This window comes from cyanobacterium endosymbiont of Epithemia clementina EcSB, assembly GCF_029919255.1.
In the GTDB taxonomy this organism is placed as follows: domain Bacteria; phylum Cyanobacteriota; class Cyanobacteriia; order Cyanobacteriales; family Microcystaceae; genus Rippkaea.
The window spans coordinates 2,348,785-2,373,127 of record NZ_CP123991.1 but is presented as its reverse complement, the minus strand read 5'-3'; the positions used below and the strand labels follow the sequence as shown (position 1 = coordinate 2,373,127).

General features: G+C 34.3%; 13 protein-coding genes and 1 tRNA gene. 10 read left to right on the top strand and 4 right to left on the bottom strand.

The window, feature by feature from the left end; translation table 11 throughout:
* The first annotated feature begins 596 nt into the window (after positions 1–596).
* From P3F56_RS07920 to P3F56_RS07905, 4 genes are all read left to right on the top strand, one after another.
* Positions 597–983, top strand: a complete 387-nt coding sequence (locus P3F56_RS07920) for a DUF3110 domain-containing protein (RefSeq protein WP_281152346.1) — start codon at positions 597–599, stop codon at positions 981–983.
* 7 nt (positions 984–990) lie between these two features.
* Entirely contained in the window at positions 991–1,911 is a 921-nt protein-coding gene (gene murQ / locus P3F56_RS07915) for an N-acetylmuramic acid 6-phosphate etherase (protein WP_281152345.1), read from the top strand.
* 2,239 nt (positions 1,912–4,150) lie between these two features.
* Entirely contained in the window at positions 4,151–5,074 is a 924-nt protein-coding gene (locus P3F56_RS07910) for a cation diffusion facilitator family transporter (RefSeq protein ID WP_281153769.1), read from the top strand.
* A 1,723-nt stretch (positions 5,075–6,797) separates the two neighbouring features.
* Positions 6,798–7,796 (top strand): phosphoribulokinase, encoded by a 999-nt coding sequence (locus tag P3F56_RS07905; protein WP_281152344.1) that lies wholly within the window; start codon positions 6,798–6,800, stop codon positions 7,794–7,796.
* 186 nt (positions 7,797–7,982) lie between these two features.
* On the opposite strand, the gene P3F56_RS07900 is transcribed toward P3F56_RS07905, so the two are convergent.
* Positions 7,983–8,219, bottom strand: a complete 237-nt coding sequence (locus P3F56_RS07900; RefSeq protein WP_342637138.1) for a hypothetical protein — start codon at positions 8,217–8,219, stop codon at positions 7,983–7,985.
* 494 nt (positions 8,220–8,713) lie between these two features.
* Here P3F56_RS07900 and P3F56_RS07895 point away from each other — a divergent pair.
* The 5 genes from P3F56_RS07895 (at position 8,714) to P3F56_RS07875 (ending at position 15,711) form a co-directional block, all read left to right on the top strand.
* Positions 8,714–8,785: transfer RNA gene (locus P3F56_RS07895), tRNA-Gly, on the top strand.
* Between the two features lie 108 nt (positions 8,786–8,893).
* Positions 8,894–9,415, top strand: a complete 522-nt coding sequence (locus P3F56_RS07890; protein WP_281152343.1) for a hypothetical protein — start codon at positions 8,894–8,896, stop codon at positions 9,413–9,415.
* Positions 9,406–10,668, top strand: a complete 1,263-nt coding sequence (locus tag P3F56_RS07885; RefSeq protein WP_281152342.1) for a glutamate-5-semialdehyde dehydrogenase — start codon at positions 9,406–9,408, stop codon at positions 10,666–10,668. Before P3F56_RS07890 ends, P3F56_RS07885 begins: the two co-directional genes overlap by 10 nt.
* Before the next feature lie 488 nt (positions 10,669–11,156).
* On the top strand, positions 11,157–12,515 hold the full coding sequence (der, locus tag P3F56_RS07880) for a ribosome biogenesis GTPase Der (RefSeq protein WP_281152341.1): 1,359 nt from the start codon (positions 11,157–11,159) through the stop codon (positions 12,513–12,515).
* Between the two features lie 2,401 nt (positions 12,516–14,916).
* Entirely contained in the window at positions 14,917–15,711 is a 795-nt protein-coding gene (locus P3F56_RS07875) for a PD-(D/E)XK nuclease family protein (RefSeq protein ID WP_281152340.1), read from the top strand.
* A 1,332-nt stretch (positions 15,712–17,043) separates the two neighbouring features.
* On the opposite strand, the gene P3F56_RS07870 is transcribed toward P3F56_RS07875, so the two are convergent.
* The 3 genes from P3F56_RS07870 to P3F56_RS07860 form a co-directional block, all read right to left on the bottom strand.
* On the bottom strand, positions 17,044–17,928 hold the full coding sequence (locus P3F56_RS07870; RefSeq protein WP_281152339.1) for a ParA family protein: 885 nt from the start codon (positions 17,926–17,928) through the stop codon (positions 17,044–17,046).
* Between the two features lie 1,903 nt (positions 17,929–19,831).
* On the bottom strand, positions 19,832–20,524 hold the full coding sequence (locus P3F56_RS07865) for a hypothetical protein (RefSeq protein WP_281152338.1): 693 nt from the start codon (positions 20,522–20,524) through the stop codon (positions 19,832–19,834).
* A gap of 92 nt (positions 20,525–20,616) precedes the next feature.
* Positions 20,617–21,795, bottom strand: coding sequence for a histidine kinase (locus tag P3F56_RS07860; protein WP_281152337.1), 1,179 nt, complete (start codon positions 21,793–21,795; stop codon positions 20,617–20,619).
* A gap of 296 nt (positions 21,796–22,091) precedes the next feature.
* Here P3F56_RS07860 and P3F56_RS07855 point away from each other — a divergent pair, with 296 nt between their 5' ends.
* On the top strand, positions 22,092–23,681 hold the full coding sequence (locus P3F56_RS07855) for a glycoside hydrolase family 57 protein (RefSeq protein ID WP_281152336.1): 1,590 nt from the start codon (positions 22,092–22,094) through the stop codon (positions 23,679–23,681).
* Positions 23,682–24,343: the final 662 nt, after the last annotated feature.

Below are 24,343 nucleotides of genomic sequence, written 5' to 3'. Positions count from 1 at the left end.
TGATTTATATATCTGTAATTTTAGCTCAATTGTCTAAGTTAAAAATTGTTAAATTTTTAGGTAAAAATAACAGCCAATAGCTTTTAAATAAAATTAAATAAAGTAATTTTATTTACATAAAAAAAGCTTAATATTTTATCTCTACATATAAAATTAATTATTTTTATCAATAAACTCTAAACTAATAACAATCTAACCCCCTAAAAAAATATTATACCTAATACCTATTATTAGGTATAATATATAGAAATTTATGTTAGTGAATGTGTAATTAATATAACAAATTAATATGATTCATATTAATTTGTTATATTAATTTGGTGTTAAATAACAGCGTAAAAAATACTTTTAATTGAATAAACTTATATTTTATTTCAAGAATAAATAGACTCTTTAATCTCTAAAGACTTAGCCTTGTATTCTACTAATGTTTCTGCGACTTGCTAAACTTTAGTAGTAGACTTAGAGCTAAAGCATTTAAAGAGATAAACCCAATTTAAATCCATAAATTAACATTGAGTCGGCAACAAGAACTAAGTTGTTGTAGAATCAGGCTTGAACCTAATATTAATATATTGAAGAAAGGAGGAGTTTGTATGGCCAAAGTGTATGTTCTACTGTACAATGCTCGCACCGAAAACGAAGGAATTCACACTGTTCAAATGGGTGAGCGCACCAAAGTTTTGATGTTTGAGTCTGAAGACGATGCTACCCGCTACTCCTTGCTACTCGAAGCTCAAGATTTCCCCTCCCCATCCATCGAATCTTTAAACTCAGAAGAAGTAGAAGAGTTTTGTCGAAAAGCAGATTATGATTATGAATTAATTAAAGAAGGAATGTTAGCCATTCCTCCGGAAACAAATGTAGACACTGATTGGGAAAATGAAAAAATCTCCCAAAAAAACGCTCTGCCAGAAACAACTTATGACATGTCTTCTGACGAACTCGACCGTATTCGTCGTCAACTAGAAAGGTTAATATAACGAATCTATGGATTATTTAGAAAAACGAGACCATCTATTAACCGAACAGATTAACCCCAATAGTCGCAATTTAGACCAGTTAAGTCCCTTAGAGTTGGTCGATCTGTTTAATAGAGAGGATGCTCAAACCCTCAAAGCCATTGCCCAAGCAAGACTGAAATTAGCTCAAGCCATTGAAGTGAGTGCAAAATCTTTAGGTCGAGGAGGACGATTATTCTACATTGGAGCAGGGACTAGTGGACGGTTAGGCGTCTTGGATGCAGCAGAATGTCCCCCCACATTCTGTACCCATCCTGACTTAGTACAGGGCATTATTGCCGGAGGGGCTGCTGCATTGGTGAGAAGTTCAGAGAATCTCGAAGATCGTAAAGAAGATGGAGCTTCTGCGATTGCCCAACGCCAGATTGTGGATAAAGATGTGGTTGTGGGAATTAGTGCTGGAGGAACCACCCCTTTCGTTCACGGTGCGCTAGAAGCTGCCAAAAAGCGTGGCGCAACCACCATTGCCATGACTTGCGTTCCTGCTGAACAAGTCCCTATAATTGTCGATATTGATATTCGCTTGCTTACTGGTCCAGAGATTTTAGCTGGTTCCACTCGTCTGAAAGCTGGAACAGCCACCAAGATGGCCTTGAATATTTTGTCTACAGGGGTGATGATACGTCTTGGGAAAGTTTATGGGAATCGTATGGTAGATGTTTCAGTGACTAATCGAAAACTCCATGATCGCGCTCTCAAGATGTTAGAAGATCTCACGGAGTTAAATCGTGAAGAAGCCGAAATTTTGCTAGAAAGTAGCGGTAAACGGGTAAAATTAGCCTTGTTAATGCACTGGAAAGCACTAGATGCTCAACAAGGACAACAGTTATTAGATAACCATCAAGGAAACCTCAGAGAGGCGATCCGCGTTTACAATCAAAGTCAGTAGAAATTTTAGAGTAGTAAAAAAAATTAACAGGAATTTTAGAACTAATTAACAAAATATAGGGTCAAATTTTCGATTGATCGTTTTGTCTCTTAACTGCCTCAATTGTAGCTTTGTTTCTAGTGATTATCAGTGGTTATAGTCCACAAAACTTAGTTAAAAACTCAGAGAAATATACTCAATCAGGATTAGCAATTTTCAGTATTCCAACTATCTTTAACTATGTCATTAAGCAAATCTTATGTTATATTCTTGGTTGTCTATATACAAAAATATTAAAAATTAATGAGATTACTGTAGAGGTATAACTAAAATACGTTAAATATGGGGGAATTTCTGAATACAAAAGAAGAACTGTCTTCATCCTTAATTCAAAACTTAAGTAGTCTGATGCAACTGATTTGTTTGCTGACGTATTATCTTTACTTGTCGCGACTAATCTTGCCAGTCCGTAAATTACGTTCAACGATAATCTCCACTGATAAATCGGGTAATCTTAGGTTCTTTTCTACTTGATTAACAAATACTCTTACCCAATAAATTGTTAGTGATGGTTACTATGATTTTATAAGTTATAAACCTGATAAAATATTGATTGTCGGAAGTAATCTGTATTATTAGCGTCAGGATAATCACCTTTGCCCTAAATTAAATAGGTTGTTGTACTAATAATCAAATTAAGTAGTAATTAATTATTAAGATTTAGATTAAAAATCAGATATATTAGATAGTTTAACTGTTTTGATAAAATCACTGAAATAGAAATAAATAGGCTTATAAAATATAACTGCTGATCTCAAGATTACATCAATAAAAATGGAATGTAAAACTGCTTTTTGGGGAAAATAAATATTAAGACTATTAAGACTATTAAAATTAGCTATATCGATCGCATGGCTTAGTGTCAAAAAATATTTCTGTATAAATTATTAGATAATTAAATATTATATTATATTTTTTTTGTTAAAACAAGCTTATAGAATAGTAGGAAATACTAATAATCGATTGAAGTTGATTAAGATAAAATCGCATAGATTTTAAGATATTTTTAATTTTTAACTTCAAATTTTCTTTCCTTTATATTTGATGAGTTTATTCTATAAAATCAGCTTTAGTATTATTATTTAATAGAGGAAAAATAACATTTGATAAAAATTAATTAAATTATAAAAAGTATGTTTGAAGTCAATACAAGTTAACCAAGGCAATTAAATACAATATTGGCTAAAATAGTCATTTTTTTAAAAAAATAACTATTTAGATATACCAATCTACTTATTTGTCTAAACTAAACTCCTAAATGGAAGCACAGAGCAATACCAGAGATTAAATTAAGCTATTAGGACATCTCAAGTTGGTGTGTAATACCTACGTTAGTTATTGAATAAATAATAAGAATACTGACCATAATAATCTCCATAAACTTCGTTTTTAAATAGCTAAAAGTAAAGACATCTCTTGTATTTAACAAATAAATTTATAAGCCTGTTAGTATCATGTAAATATGGCATATTAATTAATTAGAATTATTACCATAAGATTACAGGAAAGAAGAGTTTTACTAAGTTTAAACACTATAGTAGTTCTGTTAGTTCTAATTTAATAGATTAGAATTTTATATACATAAAAGTAAATTTACTGACGGATTTAAAGCTAAAAAATTAGACTTATGGAACAGTCAAAAACATCTGTTTGTTATTTATCACAACAAATTAACGGATATAAGTTGTAAACCGTAATTAAATCATGATTTAAGAGACAAAGAAACAGTACTGTGGGCAATTAACTCTCTTAAAAGAGAGTTAAAAAATGAAAAAAGTACAATATAGATTATCAGAACGTTTGTGTAAAGAGAAACAAACAGTCTAATAACTATCAGAATAGTAATTGATAACTGTAAAGTTTCTTCTTAAAATGTCAAGACAATGTAAAGACAAGGCAATTAAAAATGCGTTGGCGTTATTTCAGATCTAATTAATCCGATATGTTACGAAACTTTGAAAGGAAAAAACTTGGTAAAAAACGGTAAGTTTTTCGAGTACTTCTCGAAAACTAAAAATTTTCTCATTACAACAGAGTTTAACAGGGTGGTGTGTCAATTCTTTCTTTGTTACCTAGCTTGTTAAAGTATTATCTCCGTTCTTTAGCTAGTTTTCAAGGAAGTGCAAAATCTCAGTATAATAAAACTGAACAAAGGTCAGAAACCTCTGACTCGAAGACTTGGACACTTTATTTAACCTCCGTGGTACAAGATAACCATTCTCAAGTTCGTCAGGTCTTACTCATCACCCTGTTTCTCAATCTGTTTGTGGTGGGGTTAAAGGCTACAGTAGGCATTATGACTAGTTCGTTAAGTTTACAAGCGGATGCCATTCATAGTATTACAGATAGTGCCAATAATATTTTGGGGTTAATTGCCAATAGTTTGTCTTCTCCTCAACCTAATCGTCATCACCCTTACGGACGTCAGAAATATGAAGGAGTAGCTACCTTGGGAATTGTAGCTTTTTTGGGCATCGCCTGTTTTGAAATTCTTCAAGGTACAATTCAAAGAATCTATTCCGGTGGTCAAGAAGTTAGGGTCTCTGAAGCGCAAATATGGATTTTGTTAATTGTTTTGGGCGTTAACATTTTTGTCGCTTTTTATGAACGTCGTGTGGGAAAAAGGTTAAACAGTCCGATTTTAGTGGCGGACGCTTATCATACCATGAGCGACATTTGGGTGACAATTATGGTACTAGGAGGGTTAATCGGAATTTGGCAAGCAAGACAATTAAATTTACCGCAACTTCAGTGGCTAGATGCTATATTAGCTTTTCCTGTCGCCTTTTTGGTGTTTATCAGTGGTTGGCAGGTGCTGCGAAGCAATGTACCTTGGTTAGTAGATGTTATGGTGATTGCTCCTGAAGCGATCCATGAAATTGTGATGGGAGTTCCTGGAGTACTCAACTGTCATGATATTGCTTCGCGGGGACTTTTAGGACGACAAGTGTTTATTGAAATGCATTTGGTGGTAAATTCTCCAGATGTGGAAGGTTCTCATTATATTACAGAAATAGTAGAAAAGAGATTAGAAGAACGTTTTAGTCCAGTACGAGTGGTGATTCATATCGAACCCCCCGATTATCAGTCTTCTGAAATTAGTTTTGGGACTGAAATTTCTTAGAAAGTGCGCAAAAAAACACATTGAAACTCCTGTCTGCAGAGCGAATTCTTATGTATACTCTGAGCTGGATCTTAGTTCTTGTGAAAACACTATTACCGGTCTGTTTAATCACTGTAATTTCTAGAGCAATATCATGTAACCTTCTATTTCTTATTATTTCTGAAGTAGAGAACTTTATATCATTAGACTTTATATCATTAAAGACTCTATCTAAATATTTACTTTTTAGTGAAAATAGATTAACCTTGCAACTGTGTGATTTATACCGAGGTTTTCTTTCATATAGGATGTAAGTACAAACAGATTTATCGAAATTAGTTTTTAATGGAAAAGTAATTGTTTAACTATGGTGAGAGTAAATATAATTTTAATGGTACACTTACTATCGAGTTATTCATTGTAACTTCGAAATAAGTCAGCGATCTTTTTTAGAAGATACATAATGTTTTCAGTTATATACAGTTTAAGAAGGTATTTACTCATGATTTTGAGGTAAGGTCAGTTTGAAAAACAGATTAATCCCACTTAGTCCAAATACGATTTTTCGATTTAATGGAATTAAATAGCCAACTAGTTCTAAAATAATCAGTATCCTTACTATTGGATGAGCTTCTGCTTTTACCAGGAGAACATTTTCGTTTTTTTCTTTGAAGATTTTAGGATTAATTTCAGTTATATCTCTGAAACTGGCTTTCATCCATCCTAATTTATCAACTAAGACTCTCAGATTTTCTGAGGGATAATGCTCAGCTTTAAAAACTCATTTTTATAAGGCAAGGTAAAGTAAGCAGTTTCCATAGGTTTGAGAAAATTCTTGAAAAATGTCTGACAAACTTCCCCAGGAACCATCCGAGCTGAAGATTATCGCTATAATTCCTGTTGTTTAATTAAAATCTCCCAGGGATTCTAATCCAGTAAATTCTCCAATTTGTTATTCTCGCAAATTTTTTTCTAATTTTGATTAAGAGCATTAGTGTAGACCAGTAGAGATGTCAATCTTTTTAGCAAGAAAACAATATTGAGCATCAGACAACAAGTTATGTAACGACTCAATATTATTTAATATATCTTTTATTGAGAGAACGTTACGGATATCTTGTGTCATCTAATACTGAAAGAATGATAATTTAACCTTGTGACTAATAAATTTTGAATATGCTATTTTAACTTTAACTAAAAAATTAGAGCTAACTTTTTATATATTTCTCTCTAAACAAATAAAGAATGGTTTTCGGAAGAATTGGTTTTGTAAAAAGGAATATGATTCTGGTATGATTCATAGTCTGTATTTAATTCTCTTTTAAGAAATTTTGAGGCTGTAAGAAGTCATTTTTAACTCGAAAGGGTAGGAATTGCTTATGATACAATTCAAACATTCTGACACGGCAAGTAGATAGCTAAAACCAAACTAAATAGAAATAAAGTTTTGAGCACACCGTATTTACGCTATCAGAACGAAGGGGCAGTTTGTCGTCGGAGTGTAAGACTTCTTGTGTCTCTTTGCACAGCAAGCAGACTTCTGAGTTAAAGACCAATTTTAAAATCACAAAGTTTAATGTTCGGTAGTTCACTACCATATACTTAACTTACTCGAACTTGTCAGGGTCTTCTAGAAAAAAGATTAATCCACAGTTCACATATTAAAGTCTCATTGTTTGGAGCATTTAGATGACATGGGAAAGAAGCCAAGTTAATAATTGGTGTTTTGCATTTAGGGGGAACTATGTCCACTCAGCCAGATCGCGTGGTTGTTATTGGGGTCGCCGGAGATTCCGGTTGTGGTAAGTCAACTTTTTTACGTCGCTTAACAGATTTATTTGGTACAGAATTTATGGTAGTCATCTGCCTAGACGACTACCATAACCTTGATCGCCAAGGGAGAAAAAAAGCCGGATTAACAGCCTTAAATCCTAAGGCTAATAACTTTGACCTAATGTATGAGCAAATTAAAACTCTTAAGTCAGGCAAGGGCATTGATAAACCAATTTATAATCATGAGACTGGAATAATTGATCCATCAGAATGGGTAGAACCAAATAGAGTGATTGTCATTGAAGGGTTACATCCTCTCTATGACCAGCGGGTTCGTGAATTAATTGACTTTAGTGTTTATCTTGATATTGAAAATGAAGTTAAAATAAATTGGAAAATCCAGCGCGATATGGCCGAACGGGGTCACACCTACGAAGACGTACTAGCCTCGATTAACGCTAGAAAACCTGATTTTAACGCTTATATTGACCCGCAGAAACAATACGCAGATGTTGTTATCCAGGTGTTACCGACTCAACTACTTGAAGATCACGAAAGTAAGCTTTTACGGGTACGTTTGATCGAAAAAGAAGAGATCGCCTATTTCGAACCTGCCTATTTGTTTGATGAAGGGTCTACTATTGATTGGCGACCCTGTGGTCGTAAACTCACTTGTGCCTATCCAGGGATTAAGATGTACTACGGACCCGATAATTTTATGGGAAATGAAGTCTCTATCTTAGAATTAGATGGTCAATTTGATAATCTTGAAGAAATGATTTATATCGAAAGCCATCTGAGTAAAACTGGGACAAACTATTATGGTGAAATGACAGAGTTGTTACTTCACCATAAAGATTATCCAGGTTCTAATAACGGAACAGGTTTGTTTCAAGTGTTAGTAGGACTTAAAATGAGAGAAACTTATAAAAAAATAACCGCTGCTACCGAGGTTTCTATTCAAGTATAATTTCGGCTAAGCTAATTTAAGGACAGCCCAGCTGACCTCCTTGTAACGATAGCGGGTGGCGTACAGCCTTATAGTTGAGGTTTTGTCTCAAGCCCAATTGCTATTTCCTCTTATAACTTTTTAAGTTGATCTCCCTAAAATTCCCCCTTCTGACCTTTTAGTCGATATTAACAACCAGATTAAATATTACTGGGAGGAGTCGGATGTCGTATGAATCTGTTTGAGTAATGCACCCAGTCCCTTTTCATAGTTGGAAGCGATCGCTAAAAAAGCTCCAGCTAAAAGATAAATAGGAAAAGGAAGCATAAACCCCTGAAACCACTGAAATAATCGAACGAAAACAAAAAGAACACCAACCGTTATAATCCAGACTCCCATATGGGATACCTCCAGCCAATCACTACGACATCTTGATACTATCACAGGTAAACAGCATAGGATTCTCAGTTAATTTGGTCCATTAAGTTTTAGACCATTACTGACCGAAAACCCCGTCTAGAATCCCCTCGAAAAGCATCTGTTCAAGGTCGACTGACCAACCGACAGTAGACTGAAGTGTTGTTAAAGTTTTTAGTAATTCGAATTAGCCTACTATTAAACATGCTATCGTCCTTTATTGAGTTCAACTGGGTAAAGTTTTTTCACCGTAAAAAATGTCTTAGAAAGAATTTACCAGCCATTCTTAAAAATACAGAATTCTAGAAAGTTCTAAGTAAGAAACACCAAAAAACACTTTACGCATATTACCACCAAGAATCATGACACAATACCGTTACTCCTACTTTAGTCTAGAAAACTAGATTCTACGCGCTTGAGCTGTGGGATGTAGTTTTTAGTATCCTAAACTAAAGGCAGTTCAAAAAGAGTTGACAAAGTCTTATTGTTTATGAAACAATAAGACTTTGTCAGAAGAAGTTGCGGGTATAGCTCAGCGGTAGAGCGTCACCTTGCCAAGGTGAATGTCGCGCGTTCGAATCGCGTTACCCGCTTCGGAAAGTCTGAAAAAACATTGCAAGACAAAGCTCAACGACTGCTGACCTTCTAAGATTAGTGACAGTCATTAACTATAGCCTTGAGGGAGAGGGGGAGTAAAGGGGTTGATTAAGCGAAGATTTAGTGTTAGTGTCCAAGAATTGGGGACTTTACTATATACACATGGCGCAAATTTTGGAGCAACTCAACTGACGCTTGTGCAACCTCAAGAGCCTACAAAAATTGATTTAAGTAATGACTATTCCTGTCTCTGTCGGCGGCGAGGTCCTCTCTTCCCTATTATTCTTACTAAGTTTTTCGGACGTGATCGGTGTCATCCAATATTTGTATTCGAAGAAAATGGACAGATTATTGAACAGCTGCCGTCGAGCAGCCCGTGTGAGCGATCTTGGCGTTGGACAGATTATTTCTGCTGGCTAGGCGTGTTACCTAGCTTCGGAGACGATTATTTACGAATAACATCAGGGATGATAGTAGTCCTCAATTGGATGGAGCTGGTTAGTACTACGATTGCTCGCCAGTCTCAGTATGGTAATCTGAATTGTTCTTATGGGACTATTAGTAACGTTATCGGCAATAATTTTTTTGTTAGCCTATCGGCGTTGATGCAAACTCTATGGCAATAGAAAGCTCTCCTAACGTACTTCTGACATCTGTTCAACGGGCTCATAATGCTTTTCTCGCCCTGGAAACAATTGATAGTATTCATCGTAGCCAAGGCATCCGTGCTATGGCTCAAGGAATAAACCAAGCCTTTGATGACATTTTGGAGGCTAATACACTTGACCTCGAAATGAGCAGGGAAATGGCAGTTCCGGATCTTCTAATTGATTGGCTCAAATTGACCCCTGAACGACTTCATCAGGTAGTCTCTATTTTAGAACGTTTAGCTGAAGTCCCTGACCCAATTCGACGAGTCTTTCACGCACCCTATCCCCTAAGTGCATCCCAGACCTATTGTCAACTAATGCCCTTAGGAGTCATTACCTTGATTTACGAAACTTTTCCTGAATTGGGGGCAATCACTGCTGGTTTTTGTCTAAAAACAGGCAACAGTTTAATATTAAGAGGTTGTGGATCATCTACTCATTCCAATGCCGTTATTGCTGAAATTCTCCAAGTTGCCCTTGAGCAAGTCAAATTACCGAGGGGATGTCTGGAAGTTCTTTCAGGGGATGAGGGGGCTTCCATTCAAGATTTAGTAACCCAGGATCAGTATCTTAGTTTAGTGGTGCCCTATGGTCGTCCTAGTTTAGTCGATCAGGTAACTCGCTTAGCGACGGCCCCTGTACTTAAGTCAGCGATGGGAAATTGTTATCTTTATTGGTCTCCCACAGTAGATTTAGATTTAGTACGATGGGTTATTCTTGATAGCCACGCTAGCGAACCTGATCCTGTTAATGCCATTGAAAAAGTTTTAATTAGTCCCTTACACAATCCATCTATTTTAGTGAGGTTATTCAACACTCTACGAGGAAAAGGATTTCAATTACGTGGTGATGGAGACTTATCAGCAGAGTTTTCTGATTATCTCAATCCTGTTAAATCGTCGGAATGGGGAAATCCTTATCTTGATAGGATTATCGCTTTTAAGGTAGTTAATGATTTATCTGAAGGAATTGGCTGGATAAATCAATATAGTAGTGGCCATGCCGATTGTCTAGTGACAGATTCTTACCCAGAAAGTCGTCAATTTGCTATGGAAGTTGACAGTGCTCTGGTTTATATTAATGCTTCTCCTCGTTTTTCTCGTTATCCCAAGCAAGGAGAATCCCTCTTTCTAGGAGTCTCCAATCAAAAAGGACACCATAGAGGCTTGATTTCTCTAGAAACATTTACAACCCTTAAACATGTGGTTCAAGGAAATGGGAAGTTATAAAAAAAAGATTATTGAGGGGTTCTCTTATCATAATAATCCCCGCTAATTGAACCATGAATGGGATGCATCATTAAAATATGAGCCTGTTGTTGAGTAGACATAATTTGCATCTTCAATTAATTGTTATGGTTTGTTGTTTTATTTGATTAACCTTCCGTACTGGAAATATCGCATATATAGTAAGTTTTATTGATTTTGAGGTCACTGTTGAGATGGACAAGACTAACGGAAAAATAACTAGTATTAACTATTGGTTGCAGTTTAAATACGATTAAAATAGTGATAGTTATCGTTGTTGTAATTATTAGTTTTTTCTAAAATAGGATTAGAGATTAGTGAACGGTGCTCGTCTATGGTAGTCCTTTCCTTTAGTGAGATATAGAGGTTGCTAGTTTTCATAGAATCATCGAATGGAAGATAAATCAAGGTGTACCTTAGTTAATTTTTAAAAATCTGTAGTATTTTTGTTCAGAATTGAGAGAAAAATTATGCCACTACCTATTGTTGCTATTATCGGACGGCCTAATGTGGGCAAATCAACCCTAGTTAATAGATTAGCAGGAGATCAACAGGCTATTGTCCATGATGAGCCAGGAATTACTCGTGATCGTACTTATCGGCCTTCTTTTTGGCAAGATCGGGACTTTCAGGTAGTAGATACGGGAGGATTGGTATTCGAAGATGACACCGAATTTTTGCCGTTAATTCGAGAACAAGCTATGGCAGCTTTAAATGAATCAAGTGCAACTATTTTTGTTGTGGATGGACAAACTGGACCCACGGCTGGCGATCATGAAATTGCAAGTTGGTTACGTCAACAATCCGTCCCTGTGTTGTTAGCTGTCAATAAGTGTGAATCTGTGGAACAGGGAATTATTCAAGCGGCACAATTTTGGGAGTTAGGGTTAGGAAATCCTTATCCAATCTCAGGAATTCATGGTAGTGGGACAGGAGAACTTTTAGACGATTTAATTTCCTATCTTCCTCATTCCGAAGAATTAACCGACACCAATGAAATTGGTGTAGCAATTATTGGCCGTCCTAATGTGGGAAAATCTAGTCTTTTGAATGCTTTCTTAGGAAAAAAACGGGCAATTGTTAGTCCTATTTCAGGAACTACAAGAGATGCGATCGATACGGTGGTTGAAGAGAATGGACAAAGCTATCGGTTAATTGATACGGCGGGAATTCGTCGTAAAAAGAATGTTGAATATGGAGCAGAATTTTTTAGTATTAATCGTTCTTTTAAAGCTATTTGCCGTTCTGATGTTGTGTTATTTGTGATTGATGCGATTGATGGAATAACGGAGCAAGACCTAAAATTAGCAGACAGAATTATCAATGAAGGTCGCGCAGCTGTAATTGTAGTTAATAAATGGGATACTGTTGATAAAAATTCCTACACTATTTATGAGTATAAAACACAGATATTTTCTCGACTTTACTTTATGGAATGGTCTCCTATTATTTTTGTTAGTGCAATGACAGGTCAACGAGTTAACAAAGTTCTCAGTTTAGTTCAAAGTTCAGCTGAAGAACACCGTCGTCGCGTGAGTACAGCTGTAATTAATGAGGTTTTGCAAGAAGCAGTTGGTTGGCATTCTCCTCCTACAAATCGTCAAGGAAAACAGGGAAAAATTTATTATGGAACCCAGGTATCAAGTCAACCCCCAACTATTGCTTTATTTGTCAATGATCCGAAACGGTTTAACGACAATTATCGTCGTTATATTGAAGGTCAATTCCGTCAGCAATTAGGTTTTCCGGGAACTCCTATTCGTTTGCTATGGAGGGGAAAGAAAGTTCGAGATCTTGAACAAACTGTTAACCGAGCAACCAAAGTATAGAGAGATAAAAATTACAATTCAAAAAAAATCTATTCTTTACCTTGCCGATGAAGGTTAACTTATTTAAATCTAAATAAGTTAACATTGTTGATTAGAAGAGTATTAGTTAATACTAGAAAGTAATTAAACCTAAACAAACAAAATATAAGTAATGTGTTCAGTAGATTGAGGAATAATATTTGTCCACTAATTATTAAATATCAATTTAATAGTAACATAATGTCAAGGGAAAAAAATTAACTAAAGAGAGGAATTGTAGCAGTAAAGTTAATCGGTTGAATGGCACAAATATTACTCGTTCCCCCAACTATGTAGATAAAAATAATTAAAAATTATATAATTAATTGCCATATAGACCGAAGCAGAAATTTTCTTTAATTTCTTATCTGTTACTGACGTTTAAATAAGTGCTTAAGATTTTGCTATTATTTAAACTTTGGTATTCTTTAATCACTACCTCTTTATCATAAGATCACTGATTGTACAGGACAGACTCGCAGATTGTTTAAAGTATAATCTGAATGCGTTGATTTCAGAGTATTTTCTTATAAGTACTGAAGTTATAGTTTCAATCTCAAATCTAAATAATTAGTATATTTATCTAACTTATTTTATCTATTGAACAAAAATTATTTTCGGTAATTTATTTATTTAGAAAAATTAAAGTAGTATCTACTTTGGGATTAATTTATACTTTTTAACTTAACCATTAATCAAGTTATTCAATACTCTGTAATCAGCAATAAATGCTGTTAATTTAGTCTATTTTAGAGTTTTGCTAAAAACCAGATAATTACTTCAATCAACATCAGGTAAATTAGCTATGATTAAAGTAGAATTACTGAGATTGATTTTTTCTGAGTTAACTTATCTAAGATTACTATTAACTAAGTGTGAATCTTAGATGACAACTACTGAGGTTAACTTATTTTGGATCAACTTTACTCAAAAAAGAGTAGCCTTAATAAAGGAAAGTCCTGCTTAAATTAGTTTTGCGTATAAAAATGAGTATCTTGAATATTCGCACATTTAAGATACTCATTAGTGAAATTAAGCTAACTAAAATTTATAGTTTAAGAATCAAGAATAATGTGATGATTATGATCACGCCGTTTATTCTATAACTGTAAACTATATTTTAAGAGATTTATGTAGTGTGGGTTGGCTATCTTATTATAAGGTTTATTGTAAAACTTAATGTTTATTGATAAGGACACCGAATAGTTTAGATGGTTTATGTCTAGTTGAAATGACATTGAACCTGTGAATTCCAATACTATATCAAGTATTGCTATTGCAAAATATCTATATTTTTATACGATACTAAGATTTCAAATTGAATATGCTAATTAATAGCAGAACATTATTTTTACCTATTAAGTTATCCTCAAATCTATTTTGTATTTTTTATAAAATTTTCTAAGAACTGTTATTCTAAGTTAGACTAAAAAATAGTACGATTCAGTTTAAATACAAACAATTTATAAAATTTAGACTTTGTGACATGTAATTAAGAATGGAAATTATGCCGATGGTGATAATTTAGTTTATTGTTTAAACTTGAAACAATACTAAAGTTAAAAATATGAAAAAATCACTTAACAGTGTATAGACCCATTTAAAATTGAAGTCAATTTTTTTTATTAGCTTGTTTTATTTTTTATTTTTTAAAAACTTGACATCTAAGATGACTCTTTCTTATTAGTTTTAAATCTTTTAACTAGAACGAAATTAATAAAAACATATGGGAGATTAAAGAAATGCAACTGTGACCATAGAATAACTTTTACTTAATAAAACTTATTATTAAGTAATCTTGCACTTTTTATCTTGATTCAGTCCAAGTATATTTATTATTTAGCTTAAATTTTTTCCATATTTTTTAGGTCTTTCTTGACTACTATCCTGATGGAGGTCGAAAATCATTAATTCTCTTTCGTCTTAAAAGTAATTTTCAACTCTCTTACTCTTAAGGAAGTTGAGCTATGACAATATGACTCTAATAGTCCCTTTCTGAAGGTTTAATGATCAATGATAATGACTTTGGTTTTTTAAAGTAGAAGAAGTCCACCGAGGATTGGTTGTATAAGTCATAGTAATTAAAATATATAATTAATTATTAATGAGGATTTATGTGAGATAATTATTAATTAATTTTAAAAAGTTACAAGGACAATTATTATAGAATTTATCTGTTGAAGGCTGTTGTCTTTTATCTTAAAAGTATAAGAGATATAAGAGAGAAAAACATTAGCAAGTAAGCAGTTTTAGTGATTAAAACAGCATCCATTAAGTCATAAATAGAAGCTCAGATACTAGTAAATTAGAGGTATCAATCCCTAAATTTAGTATATTTCTATTTTGGAAGTTTTCGACGAAAAATCATCAATTTTTGGATCTAATGAAAGATATTAGTTTAATTCATCTATCTCAATCCCATTTGAATTTATTAGAAACTTGTCCTCCTCAATTCCAACGTGTTTATCTAGAACAGTTGGGTACTCCTTTAAGTCCAGAAAAACAGGAAAAATTATCTTGGGGAAATCAATTTCACCAACTAATGCAACAGCATGAATTAGGATTATCAATCGAGTTGCTTGTGGCTAAAGATAAACAAATGCAAAACTCTTTAAACGCATTAATTAATGCTATCCCTAGCCTGAGAAATCCTTCTAAAAATAGTTGGAAAGAAGCTGAACACTGTCGTAATCTTGAGTTTCAAGGATATTTATTGACCGTTATTTATGATTTATTAATTGCTGAGCCAGAAAAAGCTGAGATTTTAGATTGGAAGACTTATCTTAAGCCAGAAAATCCAGAAAAATTAGCTAATCATTGGCAAACTCGACTTTATTTATATGTGTTAGCAGAAACTTCTGACTATTCCCCTGAACATATTTCTCTAACTTATTGGTTTGTGAAACTTCCGACAAAACCTCAATCTTTAACTTTTTTTTATGATAGAGATAAACATAAAAAAAATCATGAAGATTTAACAATACTTTTAAACCAACTCAAGAATTGGTTCAATGAATATACTCAAGAAAACATTAATTTTCCTCATCTTGCCAATTGTCAAACAAGCTGTCCTCATTATCAGCTATTGGGTTCTGAGCAATCTTGGGAGAAAAAACTAAATGAAGTAAAAAAAGATTGGCTATCTATATTTAAAGAAATTCCAGAAGTTTCTCTGTAATAAAAATTTCTAATTACTGATAGTTAGAAATTTCAGGAACAGCTAGTGTAATAAAATATAAGCTTCCGTTAAAAAATGCTGATAAGTTATGCTTTATACTAGTTTTATTTGTACTATACACTTGAAGTATAAATAATAATTTTTTTTAGATAATTTCTAAAGTTAGAATTTTAACTTTTATTTTTATAACTTTAGCTAATCTAGCTAATCGTTATTTAACCTTTACTTAATTATCCTTATCTAGGATAATTATTTCAATACTTATTAAGTTATCTAAATATGATATTTATTAGAAATAACTTAATAAAAGTTACTTCTAATAATCTATTTTTCTGAAAACTTTAGCTTCATTTAAATTGATATCCCTTAAATTTATATCTTTTGAAGTATTTGTTTCAATCAAGACTCCATTTAAATACATTAGCTAAATTATATTTATCTTTAAATATCCTTTCGGATTTTTTATTAGGTTTCATTTTGTGCCATTTCTTTTCTATTATCCATTAAATTTAGTTCTAAATTATGAGCTAGTAGAGTGTATAGAGATAATTTTTTTCATTTTTACAAAAATTTAATTACTGTACTCATTTCTTTATCTTTTTAAGATTTATTAACTTAGTCTGAGTATTAACATAAGCGCATTAACATAAGATTTATCTACTTTTTTAGACTCTTTTTTTGATAAAGATTTAACTATGTCCTAATTTTCATTCTTTTATATTTACAATTTCTCTAAAATTTTTGTAATTTATTGCCTAAATAAATCAAATTCTTTTTTATTTTATGATTAGATAATCGTTAGTTACTATAAGTTTTCATTCTCTTTTAAGAGCTCTTAAAGAGACTTTATCTATTCTTCGTTTTAAGTTTTTTAAAAAAGAAAATATTGAGTAGTGAGTCAACTTTTGTAATGCTTATCCTTCTATATTCTATTAGCTAGATTTTCAAAAAAGTTCGTATTCAACAATTGTTATTTTTAAACTACTTTTCTATTTCATACTTATTTAAGTTTACCTACGTATCAAACAAATAACAATTAATGAGATAAGCCTCACTCAAAATGCACATTTTTTAAGTCAGAATCTACTTAAACCAGCTTAGTCTAAAAAAGCATTAATTCAATTTATATTTTTTAATATTACTCTCAAATAAATAGTCAGGTAAAGTCCACATTGCGAAAGTTAGCATTACGAGTAGCATTACGAGAAAAAATCCTGCCTAAATTGGCTGTGTGTAGATTAGTACCTTCTAAAGTTAACTTCAATTAGATTAGTTTTTCTATGGAAAAAATATTACTGTACATTAATCTTCTAAAACTTCCCCTATTGATAATTAAGGTAGCTTACTTAAAAACTCTTGAGTTAATTTAATAAAAGCTTTGGAACCGCTAGAATTCGGCATAGCTGTCACTACGGGACGAAAACTATCAACTGCTTTAGCCACATTAACATCCATAGGAATTGAAGTATCAAACAACTGATAAGGGTTAAAATCCTGTTGAACCCTCTTCATCACGCGGTTATAATAACGGCTGAGCAGGCCTCCTCCTGATGAAATAAACACAACGCCCAATAAATTTAGATTTAAAGGATCAGTTTTTTGATGACTTTCTTTGAGTTTAGCAATGCGTCGTTCTAAAAGCTGTATTCCAACCACTGATAAAGGTTCAGGACGTGCGGGAAGTAAGTAATAATGGCTAGCAGCTAAACCACTTCGAGTTAACAGATTGTAACCAGGAGCACAGTCCATTATGATTAGGTCATAGTGTTCAATAACTGATGTAATAATTTTCTTGATCAAGACTCTTTCAAAGTGGTTCCACACCGTCTTAAAATCAAGATTACCAACAATTGATGCCTGTTTGTGTAGAGTTTCTGAGACAACATATTCGTCATAAAGTTCCAAGTCTCCTGGCAATAAGTCCAACCCTTCTATATTGCAAATATAGGGTTGGACTATATCGTGAACATCTAGTTTACTATAGGGATTTGGTTGAACAATGTTATTAAGTAAATAGCTCAAAGTGCGACGTTTTCTTCTAGTTTTGGCAAACTCATGAGGTGACATTAGACTGAGGGTTGCACTAATTTGAGAATCTAAGTCTAACACCAGTACCCGCTTTCCATGATATTTAGCCAAACAAGTAGCTAAATTAACTGTCAGGGTTGTTTTACCGACTCCCCCTTTCATGTTGACGGTACTAATCACTAATCCCATTGATAAAATTCCTTGTTGAGTGATAGAGAAAATAAATACTTCGACTAGGATTAGTGTATCAGAATCGTTAGGGATTAACGTTTTTATCCTTAAAAAGGATTAAAATCAATTAATAAAGGTTATAATCAACCAACTAATTTATTGTTTTTAATTTTGGTTTGAATTATTTAACTATTTTCGTAACTGTCCCGCGGCTATTTCGCATCCTCCTAATCCGGAAGCGAAAGTAATCACCGCTACAATGTCCCCCTACTGACAAATCAAATACTAGATTTACAATATCGGGAGCCAGTCTAATCTATTGCAGAGTGCCATAGTAACGACAAAGATAATAATAGAAATCAGAGCTGTATTACTAAGAAAATTGATTTAAGGAGTCCAGTCCCTGAACTAATAATCACACTGAAAGCCAGATTGGATGAGTATAGCTCCAAGTACAAAATGATAGTCTTTAGAAACACTTGAAGTCAAATCAGTAATATAAGTACCAAAAACAGTTCTAAGTATCTCTATTTACAGTAGATCAATCAACGGCTGTTAAAGCAACCACCAACATTACTACTAAGATGTGATTTTCATAAATCCTAAGAGGAGTTTACTAGAAATCGTTAACTGAGTTTCGCTTACTCTAGATTCTATGGCTGTTGTTTCAGGTGTAAAAGAGACGATCTCCAACTTAATTAGTCCCAACCATTGCAAAATCAAAATATTGTTAGACTCAACACTAATTTGAGAATACTACCGACCATTTCCCACGGAAATTATTTACACCCATAAGCAATTGCTAAAAATACCGTTATCGTAACTAATTTAGGTAATAAAGTTCAATATTTGATTAAATAGAGCAATTGCTGACACTAAAATAATGGCAATTTACAGGACATTGAGAGCGATTCTAGCCACTAGAATTAGGATTAGGGTATGATAAAACAATAGTTTTCAAAATTTGTGAGATAGATTATCCCTACTGTTGAAAAAAATCTATCTCACAAATTTAGCCCTAACTTGATTGACTCCTGTGACTGATAAAAAATTTGTGACAACGCGCTGCACCATCTGAGCAGTGATTCCAATCAAGTGCCCCAATAAGTATTGCCAGTATTGTACTACGTATAATCCTAAAAAGATACATCGTCAATGAGCCCCTGAACGGAGACCAATGTTTCCTCTATGAGGGCACTAAGGATCGACAGTAAAAATAGAAGAAAGATAAACTCATGGAGAACATTACCAATAGTATTTTATCAAGATCAGTTGATTATCTTGGTCTGGGACTTCTGTCGATGACCGTAATCATTCATCAATACCTTAAGTCAACTAGAATCATGAAGTCGCAATCATTTTAGTTGAAGTGGCAAATCCCCAAGCAACACCCAGTAAAATTATAGCCCTGATAAATTTTGCTAAAAGGCTATAACTTCTACGATTAAGACATCGAGTAGTTATGACACCTATTGTAGATTGAGACTGTTTAAACACGCGACACTACTGCAAACAAGAGAACTGTCAATACACAAATTCACCAATTCCTAATTCGTTTGTCAATGGGGATTAATGCATCTTCTTATCGACTGCCAATCTAGTTAGTAATTCTGTTATAAATGTTAGCTTATTTAAATAGTTTATATAGGTTACTTATAGCAAACGGAGCCATAATTAAGCCCACAAGTAAAATGGGAATGGACTCGATCAAAATAAAAAAGTGTTTTTCCAAAACAGCAATAATTTTGTTTCGCGTTGCGGGAGAAAATTTCTAGAATTGGACTAAAATTTGGGGTATCAGTTGATGCATAGCTGAAACCTATCTAGGATTTTCTAGAATTATTTATAGCTTTTAAATAGCGAAATTATTGACTATATTCTTCTTTTCAAGATTTGGATAAATTTAACTTATTAGAACTCATTAGGTTGTTACCTGTACGATAGGTTTTTGAGTAAGACAATACCAATGACAAATAAATAAATCTGGTTGTTGATATCTTAGAGAAGCGATAGCTGGAGCTGCCGGAAATGGCCAGAGTCGGTCAAAAATAATTTCATTTCTTAATAAGCGAAACTGGACTAGATAGACTGAAGGGGAAGCATCAAGGGAAGTTAGTAACTCCTGAGCTAGAGAGTGAAGAGATTTTTCCACTTTACGCTCCAACTCAACTGGTTGCTCATAAGAATTAGGAATTGCTCCTTCACCAATAACTGAACCATATAACATTTGTTCACCTGTCACAACGATAGGCAACCACAAATCTCCCAACCAAGAATCTCGAATACTGGTTTTATATCCTAAATTTTGTTCAACCCATTGTCGTAGTCCTGGGATGTTTTTACAAGCTTGATAAAGTTTTTGCACAGGAAACAAAAATTTGGGAGGAATTTCAATGGTTAGGGGACAGTAAATGAGATTAGAGTTCTTCTTTGAAGAAGCCAAGCTATTAGACCACAAGGAAGCCGCTGAGATAACCTCAACCTCGGTTGAGTCAGAATCAGCCGAGATAGCTCTTTGTAGAGCTGTTACCATAGTTCTTGTCGCAGGGGAACCTAGAGAAATAGCTCCTTGTGCGTTTACCTCAGCATTAACAATAATAATAACCTTGTGCATTTCGAGATTTAAAATACAGCGATATGTTGGCAGGCTTAGGGGGTTAAAAGCCCAAAATCTTCATCTATACACCTTAACTTTTAGGGTATTTATTAACGACAGACGGGTAATGTAAATTGAAAACAGCTACCCTGATTAAGAACACTATCGACCCAGATTTGTCCATAGTGAGCGCGAATAATTTTTCGGCATAAAGATAAGCCTAACCCATAACCCTCTTTTTCTTGATCGCGCTTGAGGCGGAAGTAACCTTCAAAAATTTTCTCCCGCTTCCCTTTTGGAATACCTGGCCCTGTATCACAGATACTGACCTGAACTTTCTGAGTAGTGCGATGGAGAATTGAAACAGTGACCTTTCCTCCTGAGGGAGTATATTTAATTGCATTATCTAATAAATTGACGATCACTTGGCGAATCAATTTTTCATCAGCATAAACTCGGGGGATATCTTGGGGAATATCCCTAACTAAAACTAAGGACTTTTCTTCAAATAAGTTAGTATACTGTTCAAGAATTTCTTTACATAACTTTTGTAAAAAGACATCATGACAATGAACAGCTAACTCCGTTTTCATTGTTTGTGATGCTTGTAATATATCCGTAATTAAACGGTTCATAATACGGAATTGTTTTCGGGCTTGCTGGTAGAGCTCTTCTTTCAATTCTGCGCTACGTTGGGGGTTTTGATGATTTTGAGCGAGTTCGAGAGTTTCGACGGTGATAGACGCAGCTGTCAAAGGACTTCGCAAATCATGGGCAAGCATAGCCAAAACTTGATCTTTGAATTTTAGTTGTCGTATAAGTTCCTCTTTTTCTTGATTGAGGTGAAAAATTTTATCGGATAACCGCATTAGTTCGACCGAATGACCTAGGGAGTTAATGGGGTTGGGAGAGATGAGTTTCTGGGTCTGTCCATTGTTACTAGCGTCAGGACTACTTTCTTCGAGAGCTAATTGCCATCTCGGCCACCATTTCCTAAGTTGGTTAACAATATTGCTTCCCGCTAAGGTTTGTCTGGGTTCTGGAGACACTTTCACTAAGGCAGGCGTAGCCACAAGACGAAAATGTTCCACTAGGTGGGGCTGTTCAGGAACTTCAATGACTTGCAGTTGATATGAAAAGTCCGCTTTCAGCTGTTTAAAGTAATCTTGGATTTTTTCAATGTGTTCATGGGAGCTTGGACGCTCATCGACAAACAACAAAAGCTGAATCGACGTCGATGAAGATATGTCAGATCCAAATGTTGTTTCAAGGTTGGTAGGTTCTAGCACTGGAAGTCAAGACTATAGGCTTACAAGGTAAACAAGTTGATCGGTAACAGGACTTGAAGACACCGAATTGGATTGATTCTAATGTCTATTGGCACAGTTAGACAATTAAGCCAAAAAGCCAAATTTCTCCGACTGAGACCCATCAGATAAAAATAATCGAAGAAGGCGTGCTAAATATATAAATAGTTTTTTTCATGCCCCTTCTATTTTAGAATCTAAAGATAGTATAAAAACTATGATACTCGCTCTTAAAGTTCAACCGAAAAAACTTAAATCATAAAATCTTCGGAATTATTATGGCTCTTGGCTATGTTGCCCTCGTCCTTCATGCTCATTTACCTTTTGTCCGTCATCCAGAAAGTGACTATGTTTTAGAGGAAGAATGGCTCTACGAAGCCATTACAGAAACCTACATTCCCCTCCTTTATGTTTTCGAAGGGTTAAAACGGGACGGAATTGACTTTAAAATGACTATGAGCATGACACCTCCCTTGGTTTCTATGCTTAGAGATCCCTTACTCCAAAAACGCTACGATGCACATCTAGCTCGGTTACAAGAACTGATCGAAAACGAAATTGTCCGCAACGAACATAACGGACATCTTCGTTATTTAGCTGAATACTATGCTAAAGAATTTGCTCATATTCGGGGAATTTGGGAATCTTACAAGGGCGATTTGCTCCTTGCTTTTAAACAATTCTTTGATAGCCATAATCTGGAGATTATCACTTGTGGTGCAACCCATGGCTATTTTCCTTTGTTGAAAATGTATCCCGAAGCAGTCTGGGCACAAATTAAGGTAGCCTGTGAGCATTATGAGGAAAACTTTGGCCGTTCTCCTCAAGGAATTTGGTTACCTGAATGTGCCTATTATGAAGGAGTAGAACGAATATTAGCCGATGCTGGCTTACGTTACTTTTTAGTAGATGGTCATGGGATCTTACATGCTCGTCCTCGCCCCCGTTACGGAACCTATGCCCCTATCTTTACGGAAACTGGGGTAGCAGCTTTTGGTCGAGATCATGAATCTTCTCAGCAAGTCTGGTCTTCTAAAGTAGGTTATCCAGGAGACCCTGAATACCGAGAATTTTATAAGGATTTAGGTTGGGACGCTGAATACGAGTATATCAAACCTTATATTATGCCTAATGGTCAACGGAAAAATATAGGCATCAAATACCATAAAATTACCAATCATCAGGCAGGACTTTCAGATAAGGCTCTCTATGATCCTTACTGGGCGCGAGAGAAGGCTGCAGAACACGCGGGGAACTTTATCCACAATCGGGAACAACAAATAAGTAATTTGGCGGCAATTATGCAACGTCCCCCTATTGTCGTTTCTCCCTATGACGCAGAGTTGTTTGGTCACTGGTGGTATGAAGGCCCTTGGTTTATTGATTATCTTTTCCGTAAGGCTTGGTACGATCAAAACACTTTTGATATGATCCATTTAGCGGAGTATTTACAGGGCAATCCTACTCAACAAGTCAGTCGTCCTTCTCAGTCGAGTTGGGGTTATAAGGGGTTTCATGAATACTGGTTAAATCATACCAATGCCTGGATTTATCCTCATCTCCACAAAGCGACAGAACGAATGATTGAACTTAGTCGCCTAGAACCTTCTGATAAGTTACAATGGAGGGCGTTAAATCAGGCTGCACGAGAATTACTGTTGGCTCAATCTTCTGACTGGGCATTTATCATGCGGACAGGAACCATGGTTCCCTATGCAGTTCATCGTACGCGATCACACCTGCTTCGGTTGAATAAAATTTATGATGATATTAAAGAACAAAAAGTCGACTCAGGTTGGTTAGAAAAAGTCGAGAAGATTGATAATATTTTTCCTAAAATTAACTATCGAGTCTACCGACCTTTATAAGTTTGATTTAAAATACAGTCCGAATACTTGACATATTCTGAAAATACTTCAGTCTGCTCTCGAGCAGTCGGTGTACTTTAAACAAATACTTGGAACGGATAAGTATAGAGATAAGTCTTGCGTTTTTTGTTATAAATACCTGAAAACTAGACGAGTATGATGAAGTAAAAATTCCACGTTGCTCACCTGCACAAGTTTCATGACATAACTACAAGTAAAGGTTAACAACTATTGACTTCTATTTAATACTTTCTACCTTTTGCACAGCAGTATGGTTGATTGATTTTTCCTTGTTTTAAATAACTAGAGATGGTTATCATTATCGTCGTTTACCTCCAAATTGTCTAAACTTAATGAAGTATTTACCCTTAATGCTTGCTCATTCAACAAGTCAGCAATATGAGGATATGCCTAATCTGCTGCCATTTAACAAAATTTAGGATATCCATTGACATAAGGTATTTTCACGGAGGTAAGATCAAACTGTTTCCGACGGAAACTTTCAATAAGATGCTCAATATATAATATGATTTTATAGTTTTCTATTGCAAGTCTAATGGGCATAAATACTAATGCTTTCGCCTCTAAATTAATCAAATTTCTAGAAGCTAGATATGCATTAGGTTGCGTCCATCAATTCTAGAAGTTAACCTTTTTGCTTT